This is a genomic window from Streptomyces sp. NPDC102278 (assembly GCF_044766345.1).
Lineage (GTDB): Bacteria > Actinomycetota > Actinomycetes > Streptomycetales > Streptomycetaceae > Streptomyces.
In genome coordinates, this window is sequence record NZ_JBIWLV010000008.1 from 77,608 (window position 1) to 103,778 (window position 26,171).

A 26,171-nucleotide genomic window follows, 5' to 3' on the forward strand; every position below is an offset into this window, starting at 1 on the left:
GCGTCGGTAGTGACCACCGCTGAGCAGTACGGGCAGGAGCAGGAGCAGCGCGGGCGGACCGCGGGCTCCGGCACGACCGACGGCGAAACCTCCCCCGCAGACGGTTCAGGTCTCCGTTCCGGCCCGGACGGCCCGCCGGGCACGGCGCGTCTCGCGCTCCGCTGGGCGCAGGGGCATCCGGTGGTCGTCACCACCGCCGTGGCGGCCGTCCTGCACGTCGTCTGGCTCTTCACCTTCGCCAACAGCGGCGGGGACCTGGCCGCGCAGGACGCCTGGGCCGAGTTCGTGGGCCGGCACCCCGACACGGCGTACAACCTCGCCTGGTACGGCGGGATGCACCCGGTCTCGTACAGCGTGGTGTCCCCGTACCTCATGCACATGCTCGGCGTCCGGACCACGATGATGATCGCCGGGACGGTGTCGGCCGGGCTCCTCGCACTGATCCTGACGCGCTGCCGGGGCGTCGTCCGGCAGCCGCTGTGGCCGGCCCTCGCCGGGGTCTACGGGCTGCTGTGCAACGCCCTGTCCGGCCGGGTGACCTTCGGGCTCGGCGCGATGTTCGCGCTGGGCGCGGTCGCCGCCGTCTTCTGCTGGCCGCGCGGCTGGGCCGAGCGGCGGTGGGCCAAGGCCGCCGTCGCGGCCCCGCTCGCCGGGCTCGCCACCGCCGCCAGCCCGGTCGCCGGACTGTTCCTCGGGGTGATCGCGGCCGCCCTGTTCCTGAGCCGGCGGCGACCGGGCGCGTACACGCTGGGGCTGCCCCCGGTGGCCGTGGTCGGGCTGTCGGCGTGGCTGTTCCCCTTCTCGGGAACGCAGCCGATGAAGATCGGCTCCGCCTGGCTGCCGTTCGTGTTCGGCCTGGCCATCGCCTTCCTCGTGCCGAAGCGGTGGAAGACGGTCCGGATCGCCGCCGGCGTGTACGCGCTCGGGGTGGCGCTGACCTGGCTGATCGACTCCCAGGTGGGATCGAACGTCACCCGGCTCGTCATGCTGTTCGGCGGGGCGGTGCTGCTCGCGGCCCTGCCGTACGAGGTCCCGCGCACGCGCCCTTGGTACGCGCTCCTCCTCGCCTTCGTCGGGCTGAACGTCTGGATCACCACCAACAGCGTCACCGACATCATCCGCACCACGCCGCTGGCCTCCTGGAACCGGGAGCTGGCACCGCTGGTCGACCGGCTGCAGAAGGCCGGCGCCGACCGGGGGCGGGTCGAGGTGGTGCCGGCCAGCAGCCACCGCGAGTCCTCCGCCTTCCCCGCGTACGTCAACCTGGCGCGCGGCTGGAACCGGCAGGCGGACCTGGAGCGCAACCCGCTCTTCTACGACGACACGCTCACCGCCGAGAGCTACCGGGCCTGGCTGGGCCGCTGGGCCGTGCACTACGTGGTGCTGCCCGTCGACACACCCGACGAGGGCGGCAAGGACGAGGCGACGCTGGTGCGCGGAGGGCTGCCGTACCTCCAGCAGATCTGGGGCGACGCGAACTGGCAGCTCTTCAAGGTGCAGGACCCCACCGACCTGGTGGCCGGCCCCGCGACGGTGGTGCGCGCGGGCGCCGACCAGCTGGTCATCGACGTGAAGCAGGCCGGACGGGTCACCGTGCGCGTCCCGCACTCGCCGTGGCTGGGGCTGGTGGACGCCCAGGGCAAGGCGGTGGCGCCCCCGCAGGAGACCACCGCGTCCAAGGCGCGCTCCGCGGCGAAGGAACCCGGCCCGAAACGGTTCGCCAATACCGCGGGGTGCCTGTTCAAGGCGGCTCCGGACGGTCTCGGCGACGTGTGGACCGAGCTGCTGGCGCCGGCCCCGGGGGAGTACCGGGTCGCGGCGAAGTACCAGATCCCGCGGGGAACGCCCTGCCCGGAGGAACTGGTCGACGAGGCCCCGGGGCCTCGGGGACCCCGGGCGCCGGCCGACCCGTCCCGGCCATGATCGAGAGTTTTTACGTTCGGTCCGGGTGCGTGGGGCGATATATCTGCATACGATCCCAGTAGTCCGATTGGGTGCTTCCCGAGGGAGTTGACGGCGGGATGAGCAAAGAGCAGAAGCACGACGTCCAGGCAGTGATCGCGAAGACGACGGAGCAGGCACAACTGCCGCACGCGCCGGGTCACGGCTTCGAAGGTCCGGTCCGCAGCAAGGTCAAGGGCGGAGCCCACACGAAGGCGGCCCTCAAGCGGGCCGGCACTCCGCAGGGCGACCGGATCGGCGAACGCAGCAGAGGCCTGAGCTGACCCCCGTCGGTTGATCACACGGCCCTCCCGGCCCCGTCCGGGAGGGCTCTTCCGTGCCGGGCGGGGGGCGGGGCCCGGCGTCGGGCGGTTGCGGGGGGCGGGTGGCGTCGGGGCGGCGTCGGGCGGCGGCGGGCGGGGCGGCCTCCCTCCCGGAGTACGCCGGGCGGCCCCGGCCCCCCGGAAACGACGAAGACCCCCGGCCGTGATCGGCGGGGGTCTCGCGTCCATGTGCCCTCGGCAGGATTCGAACCTGCGACACCGGCTTTAGGAGAGCCGTGCTCTATCCCCTGAGCTACGAAGGCGGGGATCTGTCGGAGAACATGTCTGAAATTCGCCTCAAGGTAGACGAATCCATCCAGTTGACGCCCCGACAGTGGGGTGATGGTGCTGCCTGCGAGGCTGCGCCATCGCTGGACAGTGTAGCGGGTGGAGCAGTCGAGACAGCCGCCTTGACCGGCGGGCTGCCATCCGGAGATCCGCCGCATGCATGCACCTCAGCGCGGGCGTGCGCGGGGCGCCAGGCCCCAGGCGGTCGCGGCGGCGAACAGGGCCACGACGATGGCGAGGGCGGGGATGCTGTCGGCCGGGTAGAGGGGCAGTGCCCACCAGGAGCCGATGCGATGACCGAGTGGGTCAGGAGGCTGTCCGAGCATCACGTTGGCGATGATGTAGAGGAGTCCGGCAGCCACCGCCGTGGCCTCGTTCGCGATCCGGCGCACCACCAAGGCCAGAGCCAGGACGAGAAGGGTGTTGCGGGCCACGTCCAGTCCCACGGCGGGCGAGGCGGCCAGTAGGAGCGCCGCCCCCGCTGACACCGCTGCCCGATCCAGACGGCGGACCGGTACGACTGCGGTCAGCTCTGCTTCCGGCAGTCGTCGGTCCAAGCAGTACATGACGGCGACACTCATGATCACCGGCACGAAATGCTTGATCTGGGCCATTCCCCCGCCGCCCAGAAGGCTGGGAACGGGCACCGGGCTCGCCCCGATCAGCCAGGTGGTGACGATGAGCGCCAGCACTGCGGGTGCCAAGACCCACCAGCGTCTCACCGACAGCGCGTAGAGCTTCACGAGGCCGCTCCACAGTGTTTCTGCGCCCGCGCGGCCTCGGTGAACCACGCGACCTGCTGTTCCTTGGGGAAGGTCCGGATCTTCGTGATCTCCTGCCATGCCGGGGGCGGGAGCGCGCGCCGTACGTTCTCTTCGTTCGCGCCGACGACGAGTGCGGCCCAGGCTGCGGGCGTGGAACCGGGACGGCGGCAGGGAGTGACCCCGGTGCTCACCGCGGTGCCCGTGACGGCGGATTCCGCCAGGTTGGCCCGGAAGGAGTCGGGGTCCGCCTGCCCGTTGGCGAACGGTGGCGACCAGATCAGTGGCCAGACGCCTGGCTTCAGCGGTTCCTTCGAGGAGGCCAGGAGCAGTTCAGCGGGCATGGGCACTCCCGCGGCGTGCAACGTGGCCAGCGGCTCCGTGAGGTCCTTGCGTATTCCGTCCACGTGGGAGGCGTACTCCGGCGGTAGGCACACTCGGGGCGCGTCGCCGGCGCACACCGGGGTGACGACCCGTGCGTCCGAGGGGCGGAAGTAGCCCCAGTCCGCGACCGCGCCCCGCCCGAGCAGGATCGTGCCGATCGCGAGTGCGACGCCGAGGGAGAGCGCGGAGATCCGCCGCCGGGTCAGGGCGGGAAGCCAGAACGCGAGAACCAGACCGCAGAGCACCGCCCAGGGAATCAGGTACGCGAGCGGCGATCGGGTGTCGGTCGGGGAGGAGAACCCGTCGATGAATCCGCCCAGGTGCCGCAGCCACGGGTTCGACATCCCTTGGGGGAAGGACAGGAACATCCAGCCGCCGATGCCCGCGACGGGGGCGGCCAGGCTGCGGGGAAGGATGTGTCCCAGCCGCCATCCGATGGCGGTCCATCCCAGCGGAAGTACGACGGCATGGGCCACACCCAGCCATCCCCCCGCACCGCTCGGCAGCGTCCCGACGGTGTGTGCGGCCAGCAGGAAGGAGACGACAAGCAGCACCGCCTGGAGTACGACAACGGGGCTGACGCCCCAGACGAACCGGCGCAGCGCACCGCGTGCGGCCGTGGTCGGGAACGCGCCCAGCAGCCGGTGTCGTCCGGCCTCCCACGCCGCGACCGCGGCCACGGAACCGACCACGACCGGCAGGGCCTGGGCGACAGCTTCGCCGGCCTCCGCCCCGTAGGCCGTCGGCACGGTGATGCGGTTGGCGGTGATGTAGAGGCCCGAGTACACCAGGGCGGGCAGCGCCACCCAGGGGGCGGCCGAGGCGCGGAGGTTGCCCCAGGTGATCATTCGGCGGCCTCCAGCAGAGACGCGTACGCGCTCTCCATGCGACGGCCGGGCGCGCAGTCGGGTGCGGCGTGGCTGTCGAACAGCGGCACCGGACCCTGGAATCTCACCCTGCCCGACTCGAGGACGATCACCTCGTCGAAGGCCTGGTCGAGGTCGCCGATGTCGTGGGTGGAGACGATGACGTGCATGGCGCCGCGGAGGGACACCAGCAGGTCCAGGAAACGGCGGCGCTGGTGTGGATCGAGGCCCACGGTGGGCTCGTCCAGCAGCAGCACCTCGGCCTCGTGGACGAGGGCGCCGGCGATGGCCACCCGCTGCTGCTGACCGCCGGAGAGCGTCTTGATGCGGTCGTTCAGCTTGTCGGCGAGCCCGACACGATCGATCGCCGCGGGAGCAGCCGCCCAGGCGTCACGCTCCCGCATTCCTTTGAGCCAGCCGATGTACGCCACATGCTCACGGGCCGTCAGTCCCGGCAGGAAGCCGGGTCGCTGCGGCAGCCACGAGACCTTCCGCCGGTAGGCGCGCGCGTCACGAGAACCACCGGCGGACAGACGACCGAGGCCCACCCGCCCCGATCCCGGCCGCAGCGCGCCCGCACCGAGTGCGAGGACCGTGCTCTTCCCGGCGCCGTTCGGTCCCAACAGGACGGTATGGCCCGGGGCGAACGCCAGATCCAGCCCGGTCAGGACAAGGCGGGTGCGGTGGCTGTAGCGAAACGTACAGTCCTCGTAGAGCAAGGGCATCGAAACCTCGAGTGCGTTGTGGAAAGGCCTGTGCGGCCGGCGGCCCCCGCTGCGCGGGGTGTCAGTCCTCGTCGTCCAGGAGGCCGGACGCGGCCAGCAGGTAGCCGAGTTGGGCCCGGCTGCCGCTGCCCAGTTCCAGGGAGACTTTGCGGATGTGTTCGGCGACGCTGCGGCGGCTCATGCCCAGTCGGCGGGCGATGGAGCTGTCCGTCTCGCCGCCGATCACCGCGCGCAGGATGGTCCGTTGCAGGTCGGAGGTGACGATCGGGCCGCGTGACGCGGAGCCTGGGGGGAGGATCGGCGTGGAGCGTTCCCAGGTCTGGTCGAAGTACCGGGTCAGGAAGCGCACCAGCGACGGGTCGGCGATGTGCAGTGCACCCTCGGCCGGTTCGTCGGACAGTTGGATGAACGCCACGTCCTGGTCGCAGACGATGACGCGTTCGATGATCTCCGCCTGGCTGCGGACCTCGGCGCCGGCCGCCGTGACCTGCTCGATGTACCACATGGTCGGTCGGTGCGTCTGAACGGTGTGTTGATAGAGGGTCCGTTGGCGCACCCCCCGCTCCAGTGCGCGCAGGTCCCGTTCCAGGGCCTCGGTGAGGGCCCCTTCGGGGCGCCCGCCCCCGGGCTGGACGGTGCGCAGTTGCTCCCGGCAGCTGCCGACGGCGGCCTCCAGCGTGGCGCTGATGACGTCCTGGCCGACGAGTCGGACCGGGGCGGGGCGCGCCGCGTCCTGCTCCTGCGCGTACACGGCCTCGAAGACGGACAGGCGGGCCTTCGCGGCGCGGACGGACCGGCGTTGCTCCGCCAGGAGGTCCTCCAGCGGGCCCATCGTGGCGAAGCTCGCGGCGGCGGGTGTGACGGGTACGGCGTACCCGGGGTCCTCGCGGTCCTCCATGACGAGATGGAGCCTCCACAGGCAGGACGGCAGTCCCTCGCGGGGCGCCCGGCCCTCCCGCAGCGCCGTGCGGTAGGCGGTCAGGGCCGCCTTGCAGGGCTGGGGGTTTGGGGGCGATTCGTCGCAATCGCATCCGACTGTGCCGAAATGATCTTGCTTCACAACTGTGCACATTACATTCGTGCAACCCGATATCCCTATGAGCACAGGGCCGGCGGTTTATGTTCGCCAGGCACTCTGCGCGGGGGTTCGAGGGGGAAGCCATCCATGTCTGGTTCGGTTCGGGACGACGCCTCAGCGCCACAGGCCCGTCCGTGACCTCCGGCACGGCTCTCAAGGAGCGTCGGTACCGGATCCTGGTGGCCGGTTACGCGATCTCCTCGTACGGCACCTTCCTCAACCTGGTCGCGCTGAACCTGTACGTGTACGCCGTGACCGACCGCGCCCTGGCCGTCGGCGCGTTCATGACCGTGCGGTTCGCCGCCGGGTTCCTGACCGGCCTGGTCGCGGGGCCGCTCCTGGCCCGGTGGTCCGCCAAGGGCGTCATGCTCTGGGCGAACCTGCTCCAGGCGGCGGCGATGCTGCTCCTCGTGGCGGTACCGGACGACCACCACACGGCCGCGCTGTTCACCGTCTCCGCCGTGGTCGGCGCCGCGGGCACCCTGTTCATGGTCGCGTTCCGCAGCTCCATCCCGCTCATGGTCGGCGAGGGCCGCACCACTTGGGCGAACTCGCTGATGGTCAGCCGGCGTTCCATGGCCATGGTGGCCGGCTTCGCCTCCTCGGGCGTCGTGGTCTCCCTGCTGGGCTACACCGCGGCCTTCCTCGCCGACATGGGCACCTTCCTGGTCTGCGCCCTCACCGTCGCCCTGCTGCCGATGGCCCGGAACGCGGCCGACGGCGTGGGCGCGGAGAGCGTTGCGGGCGCGGAGGACGGCGCGGGCGCCGAGGACGGCGGGCGGGGCGCCCGGGACGAGACGGGGAGGATCCGCTCCTCCGCCGCCCTCGCCGCGCTGGGAGCCGCCCCGGCCCTGCTGTTGATGGTGGCGCTGCGCGGGGTCGACGCGTTGGGATCGTCCTCGCACAACGCCGCCCTGCCCGTGTACTCCACCCGCCTCGACGCCGACTCCCCGGCCGTCTTCGTCAGCGTCTTCTGGTGCGTCTGGGCCATCGGCAACGTCCTCGCCCAGCAGGTGCTGAGCCGGTACGCGAAGCGCACCGAACGCGCCGTCGGATCCCTCGGCTTCGGACTCGGCACCATCGTGATGTCGGCCACCTTCATCCTGGCGTTCGCCGGCTTCCCGTGGGTCGCGACCATCGTGATCGCCCTGCTCGCCGGCGCGGCCGACGGGCTCACCGAAGTCTCGTACACCTCACACCTCCAGACCCTGCCGAGCGGCCTGCGCACCCACGCCTTCGGGCTCTCCGCCACCGTCGAGAACCTCGGCTTCGGCATCGGGATGATCGTGGTCGCGACCGCGCTGGACGCCTTTACCCCGCTGTCGGTCGTCGCCGTCGCGCACGGCGCCGCCATCGTCGTGGCCCTGGTCTTCGTGGCACAGGTGCTCCGGCAGCGCAACGCGTCGCGGAAGGCGACGGCGGAAAGCGACGAGGGAGGGAGCGGCGATGCGGGACCGGCGCGTGGCAGTCATCGGGATGGCGCTGAGGTTTCCGGGGGCTGACACGCCCGAGCGGTACTGGGACGACATCCGCTCCGGCGCCTCGCACGTACGCCCCTTCACCGAGGCCGAGTTCGCGGCGGCGGGGTTACCGGAAGTCCTCTACCGGGACCCGGACTTCACCGGCGCGAGCGCGCTGCTGCCCGACATCGACGGCTTCGACGCGCCCTTCTTCGGGATGAGCGGCCGCGAGGCCACCCTGACCGACCCCCAGCAGCGGCTGTTCCTGGAGTGCTGCCACCACGCGCTGGAGGACGGCGGTCACGCCGGCACCACCGAGCGGGTCGGGGTGTACGCGAGCATCGGCTACCGCCTGTACTCCCTGCACAGCTACCTCGCGTCCCAGATCGGCGAGCCGGCCGGCCCGGACGCCGCCCGCGACTGGGCCGAGGTCAAGCAGATCCAGGTCGGCAACTACGCCGACTTCACCGCCAACCGCGCCGCCTTCCGGCTCGGGCTCACCGGCCCCGCCGTCAACGTCGCCACCGCCTGCTCCAGCGCCCTGGTCTCCGTCCACCTGGCCTGCCAGGCGCTGCTGGCCGGCGACGCGGACCTGATGGTGGTGGGCTCCGCCGCGCTGCACCTGCCCCAGGTCACCGGACACCGGCACGTGCGGGGATCGACGATCTCCCGGACCGGCGCCGTACGGGCCTTCGACGCGGCGGCCGACGGCACGGTCGGCGGCAACGGGGTGGCCGCCGTCCTGCTCAAGCCCCTGGCGAAGGCGCTCGCCGACGGGGACACCGTGCACGGGGTCGTCCTGGGCTCCGCGGTGACCAACGACGGCGCGGACAAGGCCGGATTCGCGGCCCCCGGCGTCGCGGGCCAACGGGACGCGGTGCTCGGCGCACTGGCGAACGCCGGGGTGGGCGCCGACACGATCGGCTACGTGGAGGCGCACGGCACCGGCACCTACAAGGGCGACCCGATCGAGTTCGCCGCGCTCACCGAGGCCTACCGGCGGCACACCGACCGCACCGGATTCTGCGCGCTCGGCTCCACCAAGCCCGCCATCGGACACCTGGACAGCGCCGCCGGCCTCGCCGGACTCATCAAGGCCCTCCTCGTCCTGCGGCACGCCACGATCCCCCCGCTGGTGAACCTCACCCGGCCCAACCCCCTGCTGGGCGTCGAGAACAGCCCGTTCACACTGCCCCGGCGGGCCGCCCACTGGCCCGCGGCCGGACCGCGCCGGGCGGGCGTGCACTCCATCGGCATGGGCGGCACCAACGCGCACGTCATCCTCGAAGAGGCCCCGCCCGCCCCCGCCCGCCCCCAGGCCGGCCCGGTGCCCGCCCTGCTGCCCCTGTCGGCGCAGAGCCCCCGGGCGCTGGAGGACAGCGCCCGGGCGCTGCGCGACACCCTGCGCGCGCGCCCGGACCTCGATCCCGCCGACGTACTGACGACGCTGGCCCTCGGCCGCCGCCACCTGCGCCACCGGCTCGTCGTCACCGCGCCCGCCGGACGCCTGGCCGAGGCCCTCGACACGTACCTGGTGGACCCGGCCCTCGTGGACCCGGCCCTCGTGGACCCGGCGCGCCGCGACGGCGGGGCGGCCGGCGCCGCGACCGGTCGGCCGGCCCGGCCCGACCCGGCCGGCGCCCACCACACCGGAACGGTCGAGGCACAGGCACCGGTCGTGCCCGCGTTCGTCTTCAGCGGCCAGGGCAGCGGCCGGCCCGCGATGGCCGGGGCGCTCGCCGCGCGCTTCCCGCCGGCGGCCGAGGTGCTCCGGGAGTGCGCCCGGATCCACCGGGAGGAGACCGGGGAGGACCACTTCCTCGACCGGATCGTCGCCGGCGAGGGCCCGGGCCGGTGGGACACCGACTTCGCCCAACCGGCGATCTTCGCCCTCCAGGTCGCCCAGGCCCGGCTCTGGCGGCACCTGGGCGTCACCCCGTGCGTCGTCGCCGGGCACAGCGTGGGGGAGTACGCCGCGCTGTGCGTCGCCGGCGCGCTCACGGTCGAGGACGGCACGCGGCTGCTGTGCCGGCGCGGCCGGCTCATGCAGGACACCGAGCCCGGCGCCATGCTGGCCGTGTTCAGCCCCCTGGAACGGGTACGGGAACTGCTCGACGCCCTCGGACGGTCGGCGCACGGCCGCCTCGAACTGGCCGTGTCCAACGGGCCCGCGCAACACGTCGTCGCCGGCCGGGCCGCCGCGGTGGAGGCGGCCCGCGCCTGGCTCGCCGAGCGCCGGGAAGCCTGCGAACCACTGCCCGTCGACCGGGCCTTCCACACCGCGCTGCTCGACCCGGTGCTGGACGAGTTCCGGGCCGTCGCCTCCGAGACCGAACTGCGCCCCGTACAGGTGGACTTCGTCAGCGGACTCGATGGTCGGACCCGAGCCGCCGGGTGGCTGCCCGACGCCGAGTACCTGGTCCGCCAGGCCCGGTACACGGCCGACTTCCACGCCGTGCTGCGCACCCTCGCGCCCGTCGGCGTCCTCGTCGAGCTCGGCCACGGCGCACCCCTGACCGGCCTGGCCCGCCGGGCGGTGCCCGACGCCACCTGCGTCCCCACCCTGCCCGTCCGGCCCGGTGGCGGCGACGATCCGGACGACCCGTGGACCGCGGTGGCCCGACTGCACTGCGCCGGCGTCGCCATCGACTGGGCGGCGCTCCTCGACGGCTGCGCGGGCCGGCGGATCCCGCTGCCCGTGTACCCGTTCCAGCACCGCTCGTACTGGACCGGCCCCCCACCGCATTCCGGCCCCCCACCGCATTTCGGTCCCGCGGCGGACCGCGCACCCACGAACCAAGGCTCCATGGAGGACGGCATGACCGAACGGGACGTACTCACACGCGTGCGCGAACTCACCGCGCGCCACCTCGGCCACGACCTCGCCGAGGTGGACCCCGGGCGGACGTTCATCGGTCTCGGCGCGGACTCGCTGCAACTGATCGGCATGCTGAGGCAGTTGGAGGCCGAGTTCGGGGTACGGCTCGCCATCCGCGACGTGCTGGAGGACGCGGGTACACCGGAACTGACGGCCCGCCTGATCACGTCACGTTCGGCGGCCTCGGCGGCCTCGGCGGCCTCGGCGGGCGCGTCGGGTGCCTCGGTGGGCGCCCCATCGGGCGCGGAGTCCGCCCCGCTGACCGTGCTCACACCCGCGCCCACGCCTGTACCCGTACCCGTACCCGTACCCGTACCCGCGCCCGTCGTGGAGACCGCGCGTCCCTCGGTCACCGATCCCGCGGTCACCGAGTACGCGCACCGGGCGGAGATCGCCGAGCTCCGCCGCCAGATGGACCTGCTGGCCGAGACGCAGGCCGCCATGCTGGTGCAGCTGTCCGAGGCACTGGCCCTGCTCGGCGCCGAGCGCGTCCGATGAGCACCACCGCCGCCGACCGGGCCGCCGCACTCTCCCGGCAGCTCACGGCGCAGCTCGCGGCCGCCAGGGCCCGCCTCACGCCACCGCCACCGCCACCGACACCGCCACCGACACCGACGCCGCCACCGCCTCGGCCGGAGCCGACGCCGCCACCGTCGCACGGCCCGCGCGTCGTCCTGCCCATGGGCTCCGGCATGGCCGGCGACGGCGCGGACACCGCCCAGCGCGCCCACGCCGCCGAGCTCGCCCGCCGCCTGGCCGAGCGCACCCGCACGTCGAAGGAGCTGGCCCAGAGCCGACGGGCCGTACTGGCCGACAGCCGGGCCGTCGTCGGCTTCCGCCGCTCCACCAAGGAGACGCTGTACCCGCTCGTGGCCCGGTCGGCGCGCGGTGCACGGCTCACGGACGTGGACGGCAACCAGTACACCGACATCACCATGGGCTTCGGCTCCCTGTTGTTCGGGCACGAGCCGGAGTTCGTCACGGCGGCCGTGCGCGAGCACCTCGACGACGGCCTGCGGTTCGGGCCCCGGCCGGCCGAGGCCGGCGAGGTCGCCCAACTCCTCGCCGACCTCACCGGCCTGGAACGGGTGGCGTTCGCCAACTCCGGCACGGAGGCCAACTCGGCGGCCCTGCGCCTCGCCCGCGCCGCCACCGGGCGCGACCGCGTCGTCATGTTCCGCGGCTCCTACCACGGCCACATCGACTCGGTACTGGGCCGCCCCGGCCCGGACGGCGGGCGCGCCGTGCCCGTCGCCCGTGGCATCCCGGACAGCGCCGTCGCCGAACTCCTCGTCCTCGAATACGGCAGCCGGGAAGCCCTGGAGACCATCGACGCGCTCGGGGACACCATCGCCGCCGTCATCGTCGAACCGGTCCAGTGCCGCAACCCCGCGCTGCGACCCGTCGAGTTCCTGCGCACCCTGCGCGAACTCACCCGGCGGCGCGGCATCGTGCTGCTCTTCGACGAGATGCTCACCGGCCTGCGCCCCCACCCCCGCGGCGCACAACACCACTTCGGCGTCGTCCCCGACCTCGCCACCTACGGCAAGGCGCTGGGCAGCGGCTTCCCCATCGGGGCGATCGCCGGCCGGGCGGACATCCTGGACGGGGTGGACGGCGGGTTCTGGCGGTACGGCGACGACAGCCGGCCCGAGGTCGAGACCACGTTCTTCGGCGGCACGTACATGCAACACCCGCTGTCCATGGCCGCGGCCAAGGCGGTCCTCACCCACCTCACCGCCGAGGGCCCCGCCCTCCAGGAACGGCTCAACACCAGGACCGACGCCCTCGCCGACGACCTGAACGCCTTCTTCCGGGACGAGGAATTCCCCCTGGAACTGGCCCACTTCGGCTCCATGTTCCGGTTCACCCACCGGGCCGACATGGAACTGCTCTACCAGCACCTGCTGACGCGCGGCGTCTACGTCTGGGAGTGGCGCAGCTTCTACCTGTCCACCGCCCACACCGACGGCGACGTCGAGCGGGTCCGTGACGCCGTGAAGGACTCCCTGCGCGCCCTGCGCGCGGGCGGCTACTTCCCCACCATCCGCCCGGGCCTCCGGTCGAAGCCCCGGCCGGTAGAGCGACCCGCCCGCCCCCGGCCCGCCCCCGACTTCGGGATGTACTTCTTCGGCGACCACCCCGACGCCGGCGACCACCCCGACGCTGGCGACGGGGCCGCCGACGACGGCCGGCACGCGCCGCGACCCGCCGACGCGTACGAGCGGATCATCGAGACGGCCCGCTTCGCCGACGAGCGCGGCTTCAGCTCGCTGTGGGTCCCCGAACGGCACTTCCACTCCTTCGGCGGCCTCTTCCCGAACCCGTCCGTTCTCGCGTCCGCGCTGGCCCGGGAGACCGACCGCATCCGGCTGAACGCCGGCTCCGTGGTCCTGCCGCTGCACGACCCGGTCCGGATCGCCGAGGAGTGGTCGGTCGTCGACAACCTCTCCGGCGGGCGGGTCGGCATCGGCTGCGCCACCGGCTGGCACGCCCAGGACTTCGCCCTCCACCCGGACCGCTTCGTGCGCCGCAAGGAGATCGGGTTCGCCCACCTGGACGACGTACGGACCCTGTGGCGCGGCGGAACCCTGCGCCGGACCACGGGGAGCGGCGCGGAGGTCGAGATCCGCGTCCACCCGCGCCCGGTGCAGGCCGACCCCCCGATGTTCCTGGCCACCTCCGGGCGGCGGGAGTCGTACGAGGAGGCGGCGGAACGCGACCTGGGCATCGTCACCCACCTGATGAACCAGACGATCGCCGAGCTGGCGGAGAACGTCCGCCACTACCGCAAGGTGCGCGAGCAGCACGGCCTCGACCCCGACGCGGGCCGCGTGACCGTACTCCTGCACACGTACCTCGGCGAGGACCACGCGACGGCGCGGGCGCAGGCGCTGGAGCCGATGAGCCGCTACCTGCGGTCCTCGCTCCAGATGCGCTCGGCCGCCGGCGCGCTCGCGAGCAGCCCCCAGGACGTGGCGGGCGCGAGTGACGAGGACCTCGACTACCTCTTCCGCCGGGCGTACGACCGGTACTGCGACGAACGCGCCCTGATCGGTACGCCCGAGACCTGCGCCCCGGTGGTGGAAGCACTGCGTCGGGCCGGTGTCGACGAGATCGCCTCGCTGGTCGACTTCGGCATGCCGGCCGACCTGATGCGATCCGGCCTCGAATGGCTCGACTCGCTGCGGGCACGGTTCCACGACCCCGGCGAGGTTGCGCCCGAGGTTGCCCCCGAGGCCGAAGCCACCGACGGGCCCGGCGAGGTGTCCGCGCCCGCGACCGACGCCCAGCGCCGGGTCTGGCTCGCGTCCCAGCTCATCGGTGACCGGGCCGCGTACAACGAGATCCAGGCGGTGCGGCTGAGCGGCGCCCTGGACGCGGCGGCCCTCGGCGAGGCCATCGCGGGTCTCGTGGAACGGCACGCCGCGCTGCGGACCGTCTTCCGCGCGGGCGCCGGGGACGAGACGGTCCGACAGGTCGTCCGGGCGGACACGGACCTCGTGCTGCGGTCGAGCGACCTGCGGGAGCACGCCGACGCGGACGCCGCCGTCGCCGCCGTCCTGACCGAGGAGAGCACGCGGCCGTACGACCTGGCCCAGGGACCGCTGTTCACCCCCCGCCTGCTGACCCTCGCCGACGACGAGCACGTCCTCGTCCTGGGCATGCACCACATCGTCACCGACGGGCACTCCGCCACCCTGCTCGCGGCCGACCTGGAGGAGTTCTACACGGCCGCCGTCGAAGGCCGCGCCGCCCGCTTCGCGGCGCCCGCCGGCACAACGGTCGGCGCCCCCGAGCCCGAGCGGGACCCGGCCGACCTGCGCTGGTGGCGGGACCGGCTCACCCCGCTGCCGCCCGCGCCCGCCCTGCCCACCGACCGGCCCCGGGGCCGCCGGGTGGCCGGGAGCGGGGCCGCCGCCGAGATCCGTCTCGACGCCGCCCGCACCTCCGCGCTCCGGGAATGGAGCGGGCAGCGGGGCGTCACGCTCTTCGCCACGCTCCTGACCGGCTGGCAGCTCGCCCTGCGCGAACGGTCCGGGCAGGACGAGTTCGTCGTCGGCTCCACCTTCGGCGGGCGCACGCCCGAGACCGCCGACACGGTCGGCTTCCACGTCTGCGTGCTGCCCCTGCGGGTGTCCCTGACGGACACGACGCCCCTCACGGACGCCGTGCGCGCCACCCGCGACGCGCTGTTCGACGCCGCCGCCCACCAACACGTCGACCTCGACGCGCTGATGACGGCCGTCCACCCCGACCGGGGCAACCCACGGCCGCTGATCACCGTGTCGGCCGACCTCGACACCGCCCCGCTGACCCGGATCGACCTGCCCGGACTGCGCGCCCGGGAGGTGCCCGGCGGTACGGAGTCGGCGCCGCTGGAGATGGCCCTGATGGCCATCCGCAGCGGCTCCGGCCTGCGGCTGCGCATCCGCTACGACGCCGATCTCTTCGACGCGGTGACGGTGCGCGCCCACCTGGACGACCTCGACCGGATCCTGGCCGCCATGGCGGGCGGCGCCGCCGAACGGGTCCGGGACACCGCGGCCGTCCCCGCCGCCCCCGTGTCCGCCGGCCCGGTGCCGCAGGAGCTGCGGGCCATCTGGAAGACGGTCCTGAAGGTCGAAGAGGTGCCCGACGACGGCGACTTCTTCGACCTTGGCGGCAACTCGATCTCGGCGATCCGCCTGATCAACCGGGTGCGCGAGACGCTGGACGTCGACTTCCCCATGGCGGACTTCTTCGCGGACGCCAACCTGGGCGCGATGGCCCGCCGACTGGCCGCCGAACAGGCCCCGGCCGGCGAACAGGACCCGACGCCGGGCCGGCCGGCGCGAGCCGCCTCCCCGGGCGACGGCGACAACGAGGTCGTCGAGCGGGCGCCGGTCAGCGACCAGCAGGAGCGGATGATCGCGGGCCACCACACCGTGCCGCAGCCGCAGGTCTGGAACATGCCCACCAGGATCCGGTTCCGGGGCGCCCTGAAACCCGACGCCCTGCGCGCCGCGCTCACCGAACTGGTCGCCCGCCACCAGGGCCTGCGCCTGCGCTTCACCCAGAACCCCGCCGCAGGCCAGAACCCCGCCGCAGGCCAGGACCCCGCCGCGGGCCAGAACCCCGGCCAGGACCCCGGCCAGGCCCCCACCCAGGGGACCGGCACCGATCGGGAATGGTGGCAGGAGGTGCTGCCCGCCCGGCCCGTCCACCTCCCGATCGAGGACCTGACCCGGCTGACCCCCGCGAAGCGGGCCGCCCGGGCCGACCGGGTGTGCCGCCGGCTGGCGGACACCCCCATCGACATCACCCGCTCGACGCTGGCCCCGCCGAGGCTGTTGCGGGTCGCCGAGGACGAGTGGCTGCTGATGTTCGTCCTGCACCACATCGCCGCCGACGGCTGGGCCCACTCGATGCTGGTCCGCGAGCTCGCCGAGCTGTACACCGCCGCGGCGGCCGGCAGGGCGCACACCCTGGCCGCGCCCGCGTCGCAGCCGACGGACTACGCCCGCCACCAGAGGGCGACGAAGGACCCCGCGACCGAGGCCCGACGGGCCGCGTACTGCGCCGCGTACCTCGAAGGCGTACCGACCCGTTCCGACATCCCCACGGACCGGCCCCGGCCCGAGGAACCGAGCGGCGACGGCGGCACGATCCGCGGCGCGGTGCCCGCCGCCGTCCGCACGGCCGTCGAGAAGCTCGCGACGGCCCGGCGGGTCACCCCGTTCGCGGTGTCGGCGGCGGCGCTCGGCGTCCACCTCGCCCGGCTCTCCGGCGTGCGGGACATCCTGCTGAGCGTCCCGTACGCCAACCGCGAGCGGGTCGAGTTCGAATCGCTGGTGGCGCTGACGACGACCGCCGTCATGGTCCGGGTCCGCGTCGACCCGGACGAGAGCTTCGCCGAGCTGGTGAGCCGGACCGGCGCGGAGGCCATGGCCGTCATGGCCAACGTCCTGCCCACCGCGCGCATCATGCAGGCGATGAGGGACGCCGGGGCCACGGAGGTGCCCGACCGGGTGCCGTACGTCCTCGGGTTCCAGAACTACCCCGACACCGACATCGAGATCCCCGGCCTCCACGTGGAGGTGGAGGACCTCGCACCGCCGGTGTGCCGGGCGGAGCTCGTCTTCGGTCTCTCGCCCCGCCGGGACCCGTCCCTCGGCTACCGCACCTTCTTGGAGTACTCGGCCGACCTGTGGGACGGGCGGACGGCCGAGGAACTCCTGTCTTCCTACGCAACGCTGCTCGCAGACCTGAGCGCCCAACCCGACCGTCGGATCGCGGCCCTGCTCAGCACTCAACCGACGCCCCGAGAGGCGGAATCCGAATGACTCTGGTCAACGACCCCAGCCACGCCGAGGACCTGCTCGCCTTCCTGAAGGACAGTTCCTCGCCCTACCACGCGGTGGCCGAGTCCGCCCGCCGCCTCGAGAAGGCCGGCTTCACGGAGCTGAGCGAGACCGAGGAGTGGACCGGCGGCACCGGAGGCAGGTTCATCACCCGCGCCGGCGCGCTCATCGCCTGGTACGTCCCCGAGGGGGCTCCCGCGCACGCGCCCTTCCGGATCATCGGCGCGCACACGGACTCGCCCAACCTGCGGGTCAAGCCCACGCCCGACACCTCGTCCGCCGGCTGGCGGCAGATCGCCGTGGAGGTCTACGGAGGCGTCCCGCTCAACACCTGGCTCGACCGGGACCTCGGCATCTCGGGCCGGATCAGCCTGCGCGACGGCGGCTCGGTCCTCGTCAAGATCGACGAACCCCTCTTCCGGGTGCCGCAGTTGGCGATCCACCTGGACCGTTCGGTCAACGACGGCCTCGCCCTCGACCGGCAGCGTCAGACACAGCCCATCTGGGCCCTGGGAGCCTCGGAGCCGGGCGCGCTGCTGCGCCGGGTCGCCCGCGCGGCCGACCGGGACCCGGACCAGATCCTCGGCTGGGACCTGATGCTGCACGACATCCAGCCCCCCGGACACCTGGGCGAGGAACGCGAGTTCCTGGTCTCCTCCCGCCTGGACAACCTGGTGTCCGTCCACGCGGGCGTCACCGCGCTCACGGCCGCCGCCGAGGCGTACGCGAGGAACACCGTCCCGGCGGAGGGCCTGCGGATCCCGGTGCTCGCGGCCTTCGACCACGAGGAGTGCGGCAGCGGCTCCGAGACCGGGGCCCGCAGCCCGCTGCTGGAGCGGATCCTCAACCGATCCGTCAGCGGTCGCGGCGGCGGTGGCGAGGACTGGTCGCGGGCCATCGCCGGCTCGTTCTGCGTGTCCTCGGACATGGCCCACGCCGTGCACCCCAACTACAGCGAGCGCCACGACCCCGACAACCACCCGCTGCCCAACGGCGGCCCCGTGGTGAAGGTCAACGTCAACCAGCGCTACGCCACCGACGGCACCGGGTTCGCGGCCTTCGCGGCGGCCTGCGAGCGGGCCGACGTGCCGTGGCAGCGGTTCGTCTCCAACAACGCGATGGCCTGCGGCACCTCCATCGGTCCGCTCACCGCCGCCCAACTCGGCGTGACCACCGTGGACGTGGGCATCCCCGGCCTGTCCATGCACTCCGCGCGCGAGCTGGTCGGCGCCCACGACCCCGGGTACCTGACGCGGGCCCTCGCCGAGTTCGTCACGACGGGCTGACGTCCCGTACGCGCAGGGGGCCGCGGCCCCCTGCGCCCCGACCCACGCCCCAGGAGAGACCGAGCATGTCCGCACGAAACGTCGTCGTCAAAGGCGCCGACCCGCGGGACGCCGCCCTGCGCGTCCTGATCCTTCCGCACGCCGGCGGCGGCGCGGCGGCCGGTCTGGCCTTCGCGGAGCACGCCCCGGCCGACTGGCTCGTCGCCACGGCCCGGCTGCCCGGCCGGGAGTCCCGCATTCGCGAGAGCGTTCCCGAACTGCCCGGCCTGGTGACCGACGCCGTGGCCACGCTCCGCTCCCTGCCCGGCACGGCCCCCCTGATCGTCGTCGGGGTGTGCTCCGGGGCGGTCATCGCCCTGGAGGCCGTACGCGCCGTACAGGCCGAGGACGCCGACCTCGTCGCCGGACTGGTGGTCGTCTCCCAGTGGGCGGTGACGGAGAAGCCCGACCCCGACCGCCCCTCCCTGCGCGACACCGACGACCCCGCCCGCCTGCTGGAGATCCTCCGGGAGTTCGGCGGGGTGCCGGGATCGCTCGCCGCCAACCCGGAGATGCTCGGCCTGGTGCTGCCGGCCGTCGTCGCCGACATGGCGGCCGTGCAGGACTACACCTCGGGCCCGGACCCGCTGCTCGCCTGCCCGCTGCTGACCGTGTTCGGGGACGAGGACGAGCTGTGCCCCGACGAGCGGACCGAGGACTGGGCCCTGTTCAGCGAGAACGTCCGCGCCGTCTGGGTACCGGGCGGCCACATGCTCCTCGCGGACAGCCCCGACGCGGTGGTGGACGCCCTCGTCGGCAATCTCGACCAGTTCACCCCGGCCGGGGCCTAGTCCCGCCCGCCTCCGGTCCCGCCCGTCTCCGATACGAGGTCCACTTCCATGCCGACCGTCGCAGTCCCTCCCGAACGCCGGATCGACGAACTCCTCCTGGAGCGGTGGGACCGCCACCCCGAGCACCCCGCGCTGGTGTCCGGCGACACCGTCGTCACCACCGGCGAGCTGCGGGACCGGGTCCTGCTCGCCGCCGCCGCGCTGCGCGCCCGCGGGGTGGGGCCCGGGGACATCGTCGCGATCTACCACGAGCGGTCGGTGGAGTTCGTGGTGGCCCTGCTGGGCGCCGTGTTCGCGGGCGCCGCCCACGCGGCCTTCGACGTGCACGAACCGCCGCGCCGCACCCTGGCCGCGTTCGAGGACTGCGCGCCCCGGGCGGTCCTGGCCGGCGCCGCGTTCCGGTCCCGTTTCGCCGAGGTCCCCGACCTCCTCGTCCTGACCGACGAGGAGTACGCCGACGAGGAGTACGCCGCCGAGGAGTACGCCGCCGAGGAGGACCGGGCGCACCACCCCGAGCGGGACCCGTTCCCCGTCACGCGGTCGGTGGACGACCCCGCGGTGGTCCTGTACACCTCAGGCTCCACGGGCCGCCCCAAGGCCTCGCTGATCAGCCACCGGGCCCTCGTCTCCCGACTGCGGGCGCTCCAGGGCACGCACCGCATGGACGAGCGCGACCGGATCATCCACCACACCGCGTGCACCTTCGACATGTACCTCAGCGAGGTGTACTGGCCGCTGCTGGCCGGCGCGGCCGTCGTGCTCGCCGAGCCCGGCCGCCAACGCGACGCGGACCACCTCGCGGAGCTGATCCGGGACCACGGCGTGACCACGTTCTACTGCGTGGTGTCCCTGCTCGACCTCTTCCTGCTGACCCGCGACCCGGCCGAACGCCTCGACGGCCTCCGGCAGGTCCTGACCGGCGGCGAGCCGCTCCCACCCGAGCTGGTGAAACGTTTCCACGCGCGTTCCACCGCCACGCTCACCAATCTCTACGGCCCCAGCGAGTGCACCATCCACTGCACCGCCTGGGTGTGCCCGCGCGACCCGGACCTCGACACGGTGCTCATCGGCACGGCCGTCGCGGACACCGAGCTGTGGATCCTCGACGGGGCGGGCGTCCCGGTCGCCGACGGGGAACCCGGCGAGCTGTACATCGGCGGCGCCGGCCTGGCCCTCGGCTATCTGAACCGGCCCGAACTCACCGCGGAACGCTTCGTCACCCTCCCGGCCCTCGACCCGCGGGGCCGCCTCTACCGCTCCGGCGACCTGGTCAGGGCCCGCCCCGACGGCGCGCTGGAGTTCCTGGGCCGCGTCGACCGGCAGGTGAAGATCCGCGGGGTCCGCCTCGAACCCGGCGAGATCGAGGCCACCGCCCTGCGGTGCCCCGGGGTGCGGCAGGCGGCCGTGGTCGCGTACGGCTCGGGCAGCGCGAAGCAGCTCGCCGCGTACGTGGTGCCGGACGGGGACGGGGCGGCCGAGGGCCTGCCGGCGTCCGTACGGGAGGTCCTGCGGACCTGGCTGCCGCACTCCATGGTGCCCGCGACCGTCGAGGTGATCGGGGAGCTGCCGCTGACCACGAACGGCAAGCTCGACCGGCTCCTGCTGGAGGAGCGGGCGCTCAAGCGCGCCGCCGAAGCCGCCCGCCCCGGCCCCCGCCCCGACCCCGGTGCCGTCGGCGAGGTCGCCGAGGATCCGGGGGCCCTGGTGTCCCGGGTGTGGTGCGAGGTCCTGGGCGTCGCCGAGGTGGGTCCGGACGAGGACTTCTTCGACCTCGGCGGCGACTCCTTCAAGGTGGTCGCGGTCGTGGAGGCACTCCGGGAGCGCCTGGACGCCGACATCCCGCTGGCGGCCCTGCTGACGGAGCCGACCCTCGCGGAGTTCACCGCGGAACTGCGCCGGATCCTCGACGGGCGGACCGCTAGGGGCGTGTGACGCGCACCTGGAAGCTGCCGTCGCGCAACTCGCCCACCACGGAAACGCTGATGCCGGCCTTGTCGTCGCTGAAGGTCTCGCCCGGCCGGAACGGCGCGTCGGACAGTTCCGCGTGCACGTTGGGCCGCCGGGTACAGCCTCCGCTGGCGTCGGCGCTGTCGGACACGGTGACCGGCCCGCGTCCGGTGTCGATGTCCGAGTCCACCTTGTAGATGAGGACGCCCGGCTTGCAGACGGACTCGTCGTTGCCCGCCTGGGTCCGCACCTCGATCGCGTACCCGACGCTCTCCGACAGCGGTACGAAGGCCAGCTTCGTGCCGCCCCGCACCGCCAGCGGGGACAGCACGTGATCGCTCACCCCGGACTTGGCGGCGCAGCTGATCTGGTCCCCGTCGAGCCAGCCCAGCTTCCACTTGTGCCAGCCCAGCAGGTCGTTGTTGGAGCCCCAGTCCTCGCTCATGATGTCCCAGTGCCCGACCGTGCCGCCGCCGTCGGCGGTGTACAGGTCGGGCAGCCCGAAGACGTGCCCGTTCTCGTGCGGGAGCACCCGGTACCCGGTCTCCCGGTAGGTGCCCGAGCCGTCGTCCTGACGGCTGTAGACGAAGGACGTGTTCGCGAGGGGCACGCCGTCGGCGACCGGGGCCTCGCCGTTGCCGGAGAAGGTCACGGACAGGACGGTGTCCAGGGCCGAGGGCCCGGCGTTCGGGGTGACCAGGATGTTGACGAGGTCGTACCGGCTGAAGTCCACCTCGGAGTCGGCGGCCTTCGCGATGTGCTCCACGAGCCGGCGGTACCCGGGCTCGTAGGGGGAGCCGCGCCCGATGCCGTACGCCGCGAACGGCATCGGCATCCGCAGCCACGTCCTTATCGGCGCCTCGGCCAGGTAGGTCAGCCGTCCGTAGGAGCTGGTGCGAAACCAGTCGGAGGTCTGCGGGAAGAACTCCGACAGCCGGTCCAGGGCCGTGCCCTCGCCCTTGGCGTCGGGGAAGTCGATCATCAGGTTCAGGGCCCGGACCTCGCCGGTCGACCGCGAGTACCCGGGGGGCGTCGGCAGCCCTTCGGACATCTGGACGCCCATGGTGCCCGTGATCCGGCAGGGGGCCAGCACCGATTCGGCGCTCGTGGACACGGGCCCGGCCGCCGAGTGGCCGCGGTGGGACGTCCCGTCGCTCGCCGTCGCCGAGACGCCGAGGGCCAGCGCGGTGAGGCCGATGTACGCGCAGGTGCGGCGTGGTGTGCGTATCCGGTGGCGGGTCTGCGGCATGGAGATCGCCTTCGGGTCCGCGGCAGCCGGCCGGGTCCGGACTGCTCTCCGTTGCCTCACCCTCCGACGGCTGCGGCGCGCTCGCGCGTCGGGAGAGGCCAAACGGGATCCCGGGCCGAGGGGGCCGTGACCCAGGTCACACCAAGGAGTGAAATAACCGGGGACGGGATCCCCGTTTGCATCTACGTCCCACGAAGCGGGGACCGCTTCCCCGTTTGGGGGAGCGCAGCGCCGAGGAGGCCCCGGAATGAAGACCCCCGTCGCCGTCGCCGGCATCGAGGCGAAGGTTCCGCGTCCGCGCGCCGACGCGGTCCGCAACCGCGAACGCATCCTGGCCGCGGCCCGCGAGGTGCTCGTCGAACTCGGCTCGACCGCCCCCTTCGACGAGGTCGCCCGCCGGGCCGGCATCGGAAACGCCACGCTCTACCGGCACTTCCCCGACCGGGCCGCCCTGGTCCACCACGTGGTCCTGTACGTCATGGGCCGCGTCACCGTGCACGCGGAGAACGCCCTCGCCGAGGTCGCGTCGGCCGACGAGGGCGACGCGTTCGCCGCGCTGTGCCACTTCACGCACGCGGCCGCCGACGAGCGCATCGGGGCCCTGTGCCCCATGCTCTCCGGGGACTTCGACCAGGAGCACCCCGAACTCCTCGCGTCCCGGGTCGCCCTGGAGGACGCCGTGCAGACGCTCGTGCTCACCGGTCAGGAGTCCGGGCTGCTCCGCGCGGACATCGGCGCGGGTGACCTGATGGTCGCCCTCTCCCAGCTCAGCCGCCCCCTCCCGGGTACCGGCTGCCCCGACATGGACCGCTTCGTCCACCGCCATCTCCAGCTGTTCCTCGACGGGTTGCGCGCTCCGGCGCGTTCCGTGCTGCCGGGAGCCCCGGCCGCCCTGGGGGACCTCAGGCGGAAAAGCATGTGACGCCATCGGGTCGCACCCTTTAGCGTCGTAAATCCTCCCTAAACCTTGATTTCCAGTCATTCCGCACAGTGAGTGGGTACCCCCATGCCGAAAACAGCCGCGACCCTCGCGCCGGCTGCCGACCCCAGCCGCTGGAAGGCACTCGTCTTCATAGCCCTGGCCCAGCTGATGGTCGTCCTCGACGCGACCATCGTGAACATCGCCCTCCCGTCCGCCCAGACCGACCTCGGCATCTCGGACGGCAACCGCCAGTGGGTCATCACCGCCTACGCGCTGGCCTTCGGCGGTCTCCTCCTCTTCGGTGGCCGCATCGCCGACAAGTGGGGCCGCAAGAACGCCTTCGTCGTCGGTCTGATCGGCTTCGCCCTGGCCTCCGCGCTGGGTGGCGCCGCCACCGGCGAGGCCATGATGCTGGGCGCCCGCGCCCTCCAGGGCGCCTTCGGCGCGCTGCTCGCCCCGGCCGCGCTCTCGCTGCTGGCCGTCATGTTCACCGACGCCAAGGAGCGGGCCAAGGCCTTCGGCATCTACGGCGCGATCGCGGGCGGCGGCGGCGCCGTCGGCCTGATCCTCGGCGGCTTCCTCACCGAGTACCTCAACTGGCGCTGGACCTTCTTCGTCAACATCCCGTTCGCGATCGTCGCGGCCGTCGGCGCCTGGTTCGTCATCCGTGAGCCCGCCGGTGCCCGCAACCCCGCGAAGCTCGACGTCCCCGGCGTGATCCTCTCCACCCTCGGCCTGGTCGCGCTGGTCTACGGCTTCACCCGCGCCGAGTCCGCCGGTTGGTCGGACACCGTCACGGTGACCATGTTCGTCGCCTCCGCGGCGCTGCTCGCGGCCTTCGTCTACGTCGAGTCCAAGGTGAAGTCGCCGCTCCTGCCGCTGCGCGTCCTGCTGGAGCGCAACCGCGGCGGCGTCTACCTCTCGCTGGGCCTCGCCGTCATCTCGATGTTCGGCCTGTTCCTCTTCCTCACCTACTACCTCCAGGTCGTGAAGGGCTTCTCGCCCGTCAAGACCGGCTTCGCCTTCCTGCCGATGATCGCGGGCATGATCACGGGCTCCACGCAGATCGGCGCCCGACTGATGACCCGCGTCCCGCCGCGACTGCTGATGGGCCCGGGCTTCCTGCTCGCCGCCACCGGCATGCTGCTGCTGACGCAGCTGGAGGTCGGCTCCTCGTACCCGGCGCTGATCCTGCCGGCGCAGCTGCTGCTCGGCCTCGGCATGGGCACGGCGTTCATGCCCGCCATGTCCCTGGCCACGCACGGGGTGGACCCGGCCGACGCCGGTGTCGCCTCCGCCATGGTCAACACCTCGCAGCAGGTCGGCGGCGCGATCGGCACCGCCCTGCTGAACACCATCGCCGCCTCGGCGACGACCGCGTACCTGACCGACCACGCGGCCGAGGCCGCGGCGGGCGGCCCGGCCGCGAAGCTGATCCAGGCCCAGGCCATGGTCGAGGGCTACTCCTCGGCCATCTGGTGGGCCGTCGGCATCCTGGTGACCAGCTCCCTGATCGCCTTCACCCTGATCACCACGGGCCGTCCCGGCGCGGGTGGCCCGGTGGCCTCCGGCGAGGGCGCCGAGGCCGAGGTCAGGATCCCGGTGGTCGCCCACTGACCGCGGCGGCACGGGCCCGGGAATGACTGACGACCCCGCTTCGTTCAAATTTGAACGAAGCGGGGTCGGTCTGTTCGGTGCCCCGCCCGACGATCGAGGAGCACCCCGTGACCCGCATGCCGGCCCTGTACCTCAGCCACGGCGCGCCCCCGCTGGCCGACGACCCGGTCTGGCCCGGTGAACTCGCCGCCTGGTCGGCCGCCCTGCCCCGCCCCCGGGCGATCCTGATGGTCTCCGCCCACTGGGAGGAGGCCCCGCTCGCCCTCGGTGCCACCGCACCGGTCCCGCTCGTGTACGACTTCCGGGGCTTCCCCGAGCACTACTACGGCGTGCGCTACGAGGCGCCGGGCGCCCCCGACCTGGCCGCCTCGGTACGGGCCCTCCTGCGGGCGCCGGGCACACCCGTCCAGGACATGCCCGACCGGGGGCTGGACCACGGCGCGTACGTCCCGCTCGTGGAGATGTTCCCCGAGGCCGACATACCGGTCCTCCAGATGTCCATGCCGACCCTGGATCCGACCCGCCTCATGGACATCGGCCGCAGGCTCGCCCCGCTGCGCGACGAGGGCGTGCTGATCGTGGGCAGCGGGTTCTTCACGCACAACCTCGCCGCCCTGCGGCACACCGGCCCGGGCGTGCCCGGCTGGTCCGCCGAGTTCGACGCCTGGGGCCGGGAGGCGCTGGCCGCCTCCGACGTCGACGCCCTGCTCGACTTCGAGACGAAGTCCCCCGCCGGCCGCCTCGCCCACCCCCGCACGGAACACTTCGCCCCGCTGTTCGTCACGCTGGGCGCGGCCGAGTCCACCGGCGACCTCACGGCGCCCCGCACCCCCGTGGACGGTTACTGGATGGGCCTCTCGAAGCGCTCCCTCCAGTTCGGCTGACCCGAGGCCCGAGGCCCGAAGCCCGAGGCAACCAGAGGCCGGCGGCGGCCGTCCTCAGGGTGGGAGTGCGGCCGAGGGCGGCGCTGTTCCGGGGCGAACGTCACCGGGTCGCCTGTGACGGCGGTCTCACGAGCACGAGGGTCGTACCACCACGTGACGACCGGAAGATCGGCCGAGACCCAGGGCCTGACCTGCACCTCTTCGAGATCCGACCGCACCCTGTCCCCTCCGGTGACGGGGCGTGGCGGGGCAGCATACTGCAAGATCTCGGAAAAGAGGGGTCGGCGTGGGAATTCTGTCCCGTTTCCAGTCGTTGTTTCCTTCGAAAGCGGGCACTCGGGAGAGTGTCCGAAGGACGCATCATCCGCACCACTCGGAGAAACACGAC

Annotated in this window: 16 protein-coding genes and 1 tRNA gene; 11 read left to right on the plus strand and 6 right to left on the minus strand. The window is 73.1% G+C overall.

From position 1 onward, the window contains the following. Positions 1 to 9 precede the first annotated feature (9 nt). Together ACIRO3_RS20475 and ACIRO3_RS20480 are read left to right on the plus strand one after the other, a co-directional pair. Positions 10 to 1,923 carry an MFS transporter gene (locus tag ACIRO3_RS20475; RefSeq protein WP_404138652.1) on the plus strand — a complete coding sequence of 638 codons (1,914 nt, stop codon included), beginning with the start codon at positions 10 to 12 and terminating at the stop codon, positions 1,921 to 1,923. Positions 1,924 to 2,021: 98 nt separating this feature from the next. Beyond that, on the plus strand, positions 2,022 to 2,225 hold the full coding sequence (locus ACIRO3_RS20480; RefSeq protein ID WP_404138655.1) for a hypothetical protein: 204 nt from the start codon (positions 2,022 to 2,024) through the stop codon (positions 2,223 to 2,225). A 229-nt stretch (positions 2,226 to 2,454) separates the two neighbouring features. Here ACIRO3_RS20480 and ACIRO3_RS20485 read toward each other — a convergent pair. The 5 genes from ACIRO3_RS20485 to ACIRO3_RS20505 form a co-directional block, all read right to left on the minus strand. Further along, positions 2,455 to 2,527, minus strand: a tRNA-Arg gene (locus tag ACIRO3_RS20485). Positions 2,528 to 2,719: 192 nt separating this feature from the next. Beyond that, positions 2,720 to 3,295, minus strand: coding sequence for a hypothetical protein (locus tag ACIRO3_RS20490; RefSeq protein WP_404138658.1), 576 nt, complete (start codon positions 3,293 to 3,295; stop codon positions 2,720 to 2,722). Further along, entirely contained in the window at positions 3,292 to 4,545 is a 1,254-nt protein-coding gene (locus ACIRO3_RS20495; protein ID WP_404138661.1) for a hypothetical protein, read from the minus strand. Before ACIRO3_RS20495 ends, ACIRO3_RS20490 begins: the two co-directional genes overlap by 4 nt. Next, positions 4,542 to 5,288 carry an ABC transporter ATP-binding protein gene (locus tag ACIRO3_RS20500; protein WP_404138664.1) on the minus strand — a complete coding sequence of 249 codons (747 nt, stop codon included), beginning with the start codon at positions 5,286 to 5,288 and terminating at the stop codon, positions 4,542 to 4,544. Before ACIRO3_RS20500 ends, ACIRO3_RS20495 begins: the two co-directional genes overlap by 4 nt. 61 nt (positions 5,289 to 5,349) lie before the next feature. Continuing rightward, positions 5,350 to 6,186, minus strand: a complete 837-nt coding sequence (locus ACIRO3_RS20505) for a LuxR family transcriptional regulator (protein WP_404138667.1) — start codon at positions 6,184 to 6,186, stop codon at positions 5,350 to 5,352. A 359-nt stretch (positions 6,187 to 6,545) separates the two neighbouring features. Between ACIRO3_RS20505 and ACIRO3_RS20510 the strand changes: the two genes are divergently transcribed. The 6 genes from ACIRO3_RS20510 to ACIRO3_RS20535 all read left to right on the plus strand — a co-directional run bounded on the left by ACIRO3_RS20510 (position 6,546) and on the right by ACIRO3_RS20535 (position 21,096). Then, the gene (locus ACIRO3_RS20510) at positions 6,546 to 7,868 is read left to right on the plus strand and encodes an MFS transporter (protein WP_404139069.1); all 1,323 of its coding nucleotides are present in this window, start codon (positions 6,546 to 6,548) and stop codon (positions 7,866 to 7,868) included. Next, complete coding sequence (locus tag ACIRO3_RS20515) at positions 7,828 to 11,202, plus strand: type I polyketide synthase (RefSeq protein ID WP_404138669.1); 3,375 nt, start codon at positions 7,828 to 7,830, stop codon at positions 11,200 to 11,202. The genes ACIRO3_RS20510 and ACIRO3_RS20515 overlap by 41 nt, the downstream gene beginning before the upstream one ends. Then, entirely contained in the window at positions 11,199 to 17,030 is a 5,832-nt protein-coding gene (locus tag ACIRO3_RS20520; protein ID WP_404138672.1) for a MupA/Atu3671 family FMN-dependent luciferase-like monooxygenase, read from the plus strand. The genes ACIRO3_RS20515 and ACIRO3_RS20520 overlap by 4 nt, the downstream gene beginning before the upstream one ends. Further along, on the plus strand, positions 17,027 to 18,334 hold the full coding sequence (locus ACIRO3_RS20525; protein WP_365999908.1) for a M18 family aminopeptidase: 1,308 nt from the start codon (positions 17,027 to 17,029) through the stop codon (positions 18,332 to 18,334). Before ACIRO3_RS20520 ends, ACIRO3_RS20525 begins: the two co-directional genes overlap by 4 nt. Positions 18,335 to 18,399: 65 nt before the next feature. Further along, complete coding sequence (locus tag ACIRO3_RS20530; RefSeq protein ID WP_404138676.1) at positions 18,400 to 19,164, plus strand: thioesterase II family protein; 765 nt, start codon at positions 18,400 to 18,402, stop codon at positions 19,162 to 19,164. A 48-nt stretch (positions 19,165 to 19,212) separates the two neighbouring features. Then, the gene (locus ACIRO3_RS20535) at positions 19,213 to 21,096 is read left to right on the plus strand and encodes a non-ribosomal peptide synthetase (protein WP_404138679.1); all 1,884 of its coding nucleotides are present in this window, start codon (positions 19,213 to 19,215) and stop codon (positions 21,094 to 21,096) included. On the opposite strand, the gene ACIRO3_RS20540 is transcribed toward ACIRO3_RS20535, so the two are convergent. Further along, positions 21,083 to 22,360, minus strand: coding sequence for a M6 family metalloprotease domain-containing protein (locus tag ACIRO3_RS20540; protein ID WP_365999911.1), 1,278 nt, complete (start codon positions 22,358 to 22,360; stop codon positions 21,083 to 21,085). The genes ACIRO3_RS20535 and ACIRO3_RS20540 overlap by 14 nt on opposite strands. A gap of 247 nt (positions 22,361 to 22,607) precedes the next feature. On the opposite strand from ACIRO3_RS20540, the gene ACIRO3_RS20545 reads away from it, so the two are divergent. From ACIRO3_RS20545 to ACIRO3_RS20555, 3 genes are all read left to right on the plus strand, one after another. Continuing rightward, on the plus strand, positions 22,608 to 23,282 hold the full coding sequence (locus tag ACIRO3_RS20545; RefSeq protein ID WP_404138682.1) for a TetR/AcrR family transcriptional regulator: 675 nt from the start codon (positions 22,608 to 22,610) through the stop codon (positions 23,280 to 23,282). Positions 23,283 to 23,366: 84 nt separating this feature from the next. Then, positions 23,367 to 24,899 carry an MFS transporter gene (locus ACIRO3_RS20550; protein ID WP_404138685.1) on the plus strand — a complete coding sequence of 511 codons (1,533 nt, stop codon included), beginning with the start codon at positions 23,367 to 23,369 and terminating at the stop codon, positions 24,897 to 24,899. 116 nt (positions 24,900 to 25,015) lie between these two features. Continuing rightward, on the plus strand, positions 25,016 to 25,783 hold the full coding sequence (locus ACIRO3_RS20555; protein ID WP_404139072.1) for a dioxygenase: 768 nt from the start codon (positions 25,016 to 25,018) through the stop codon (positions 25,781 to 25,783). Positions 25,784 to 26,171 lie beyond the last annotated feature (388 nt).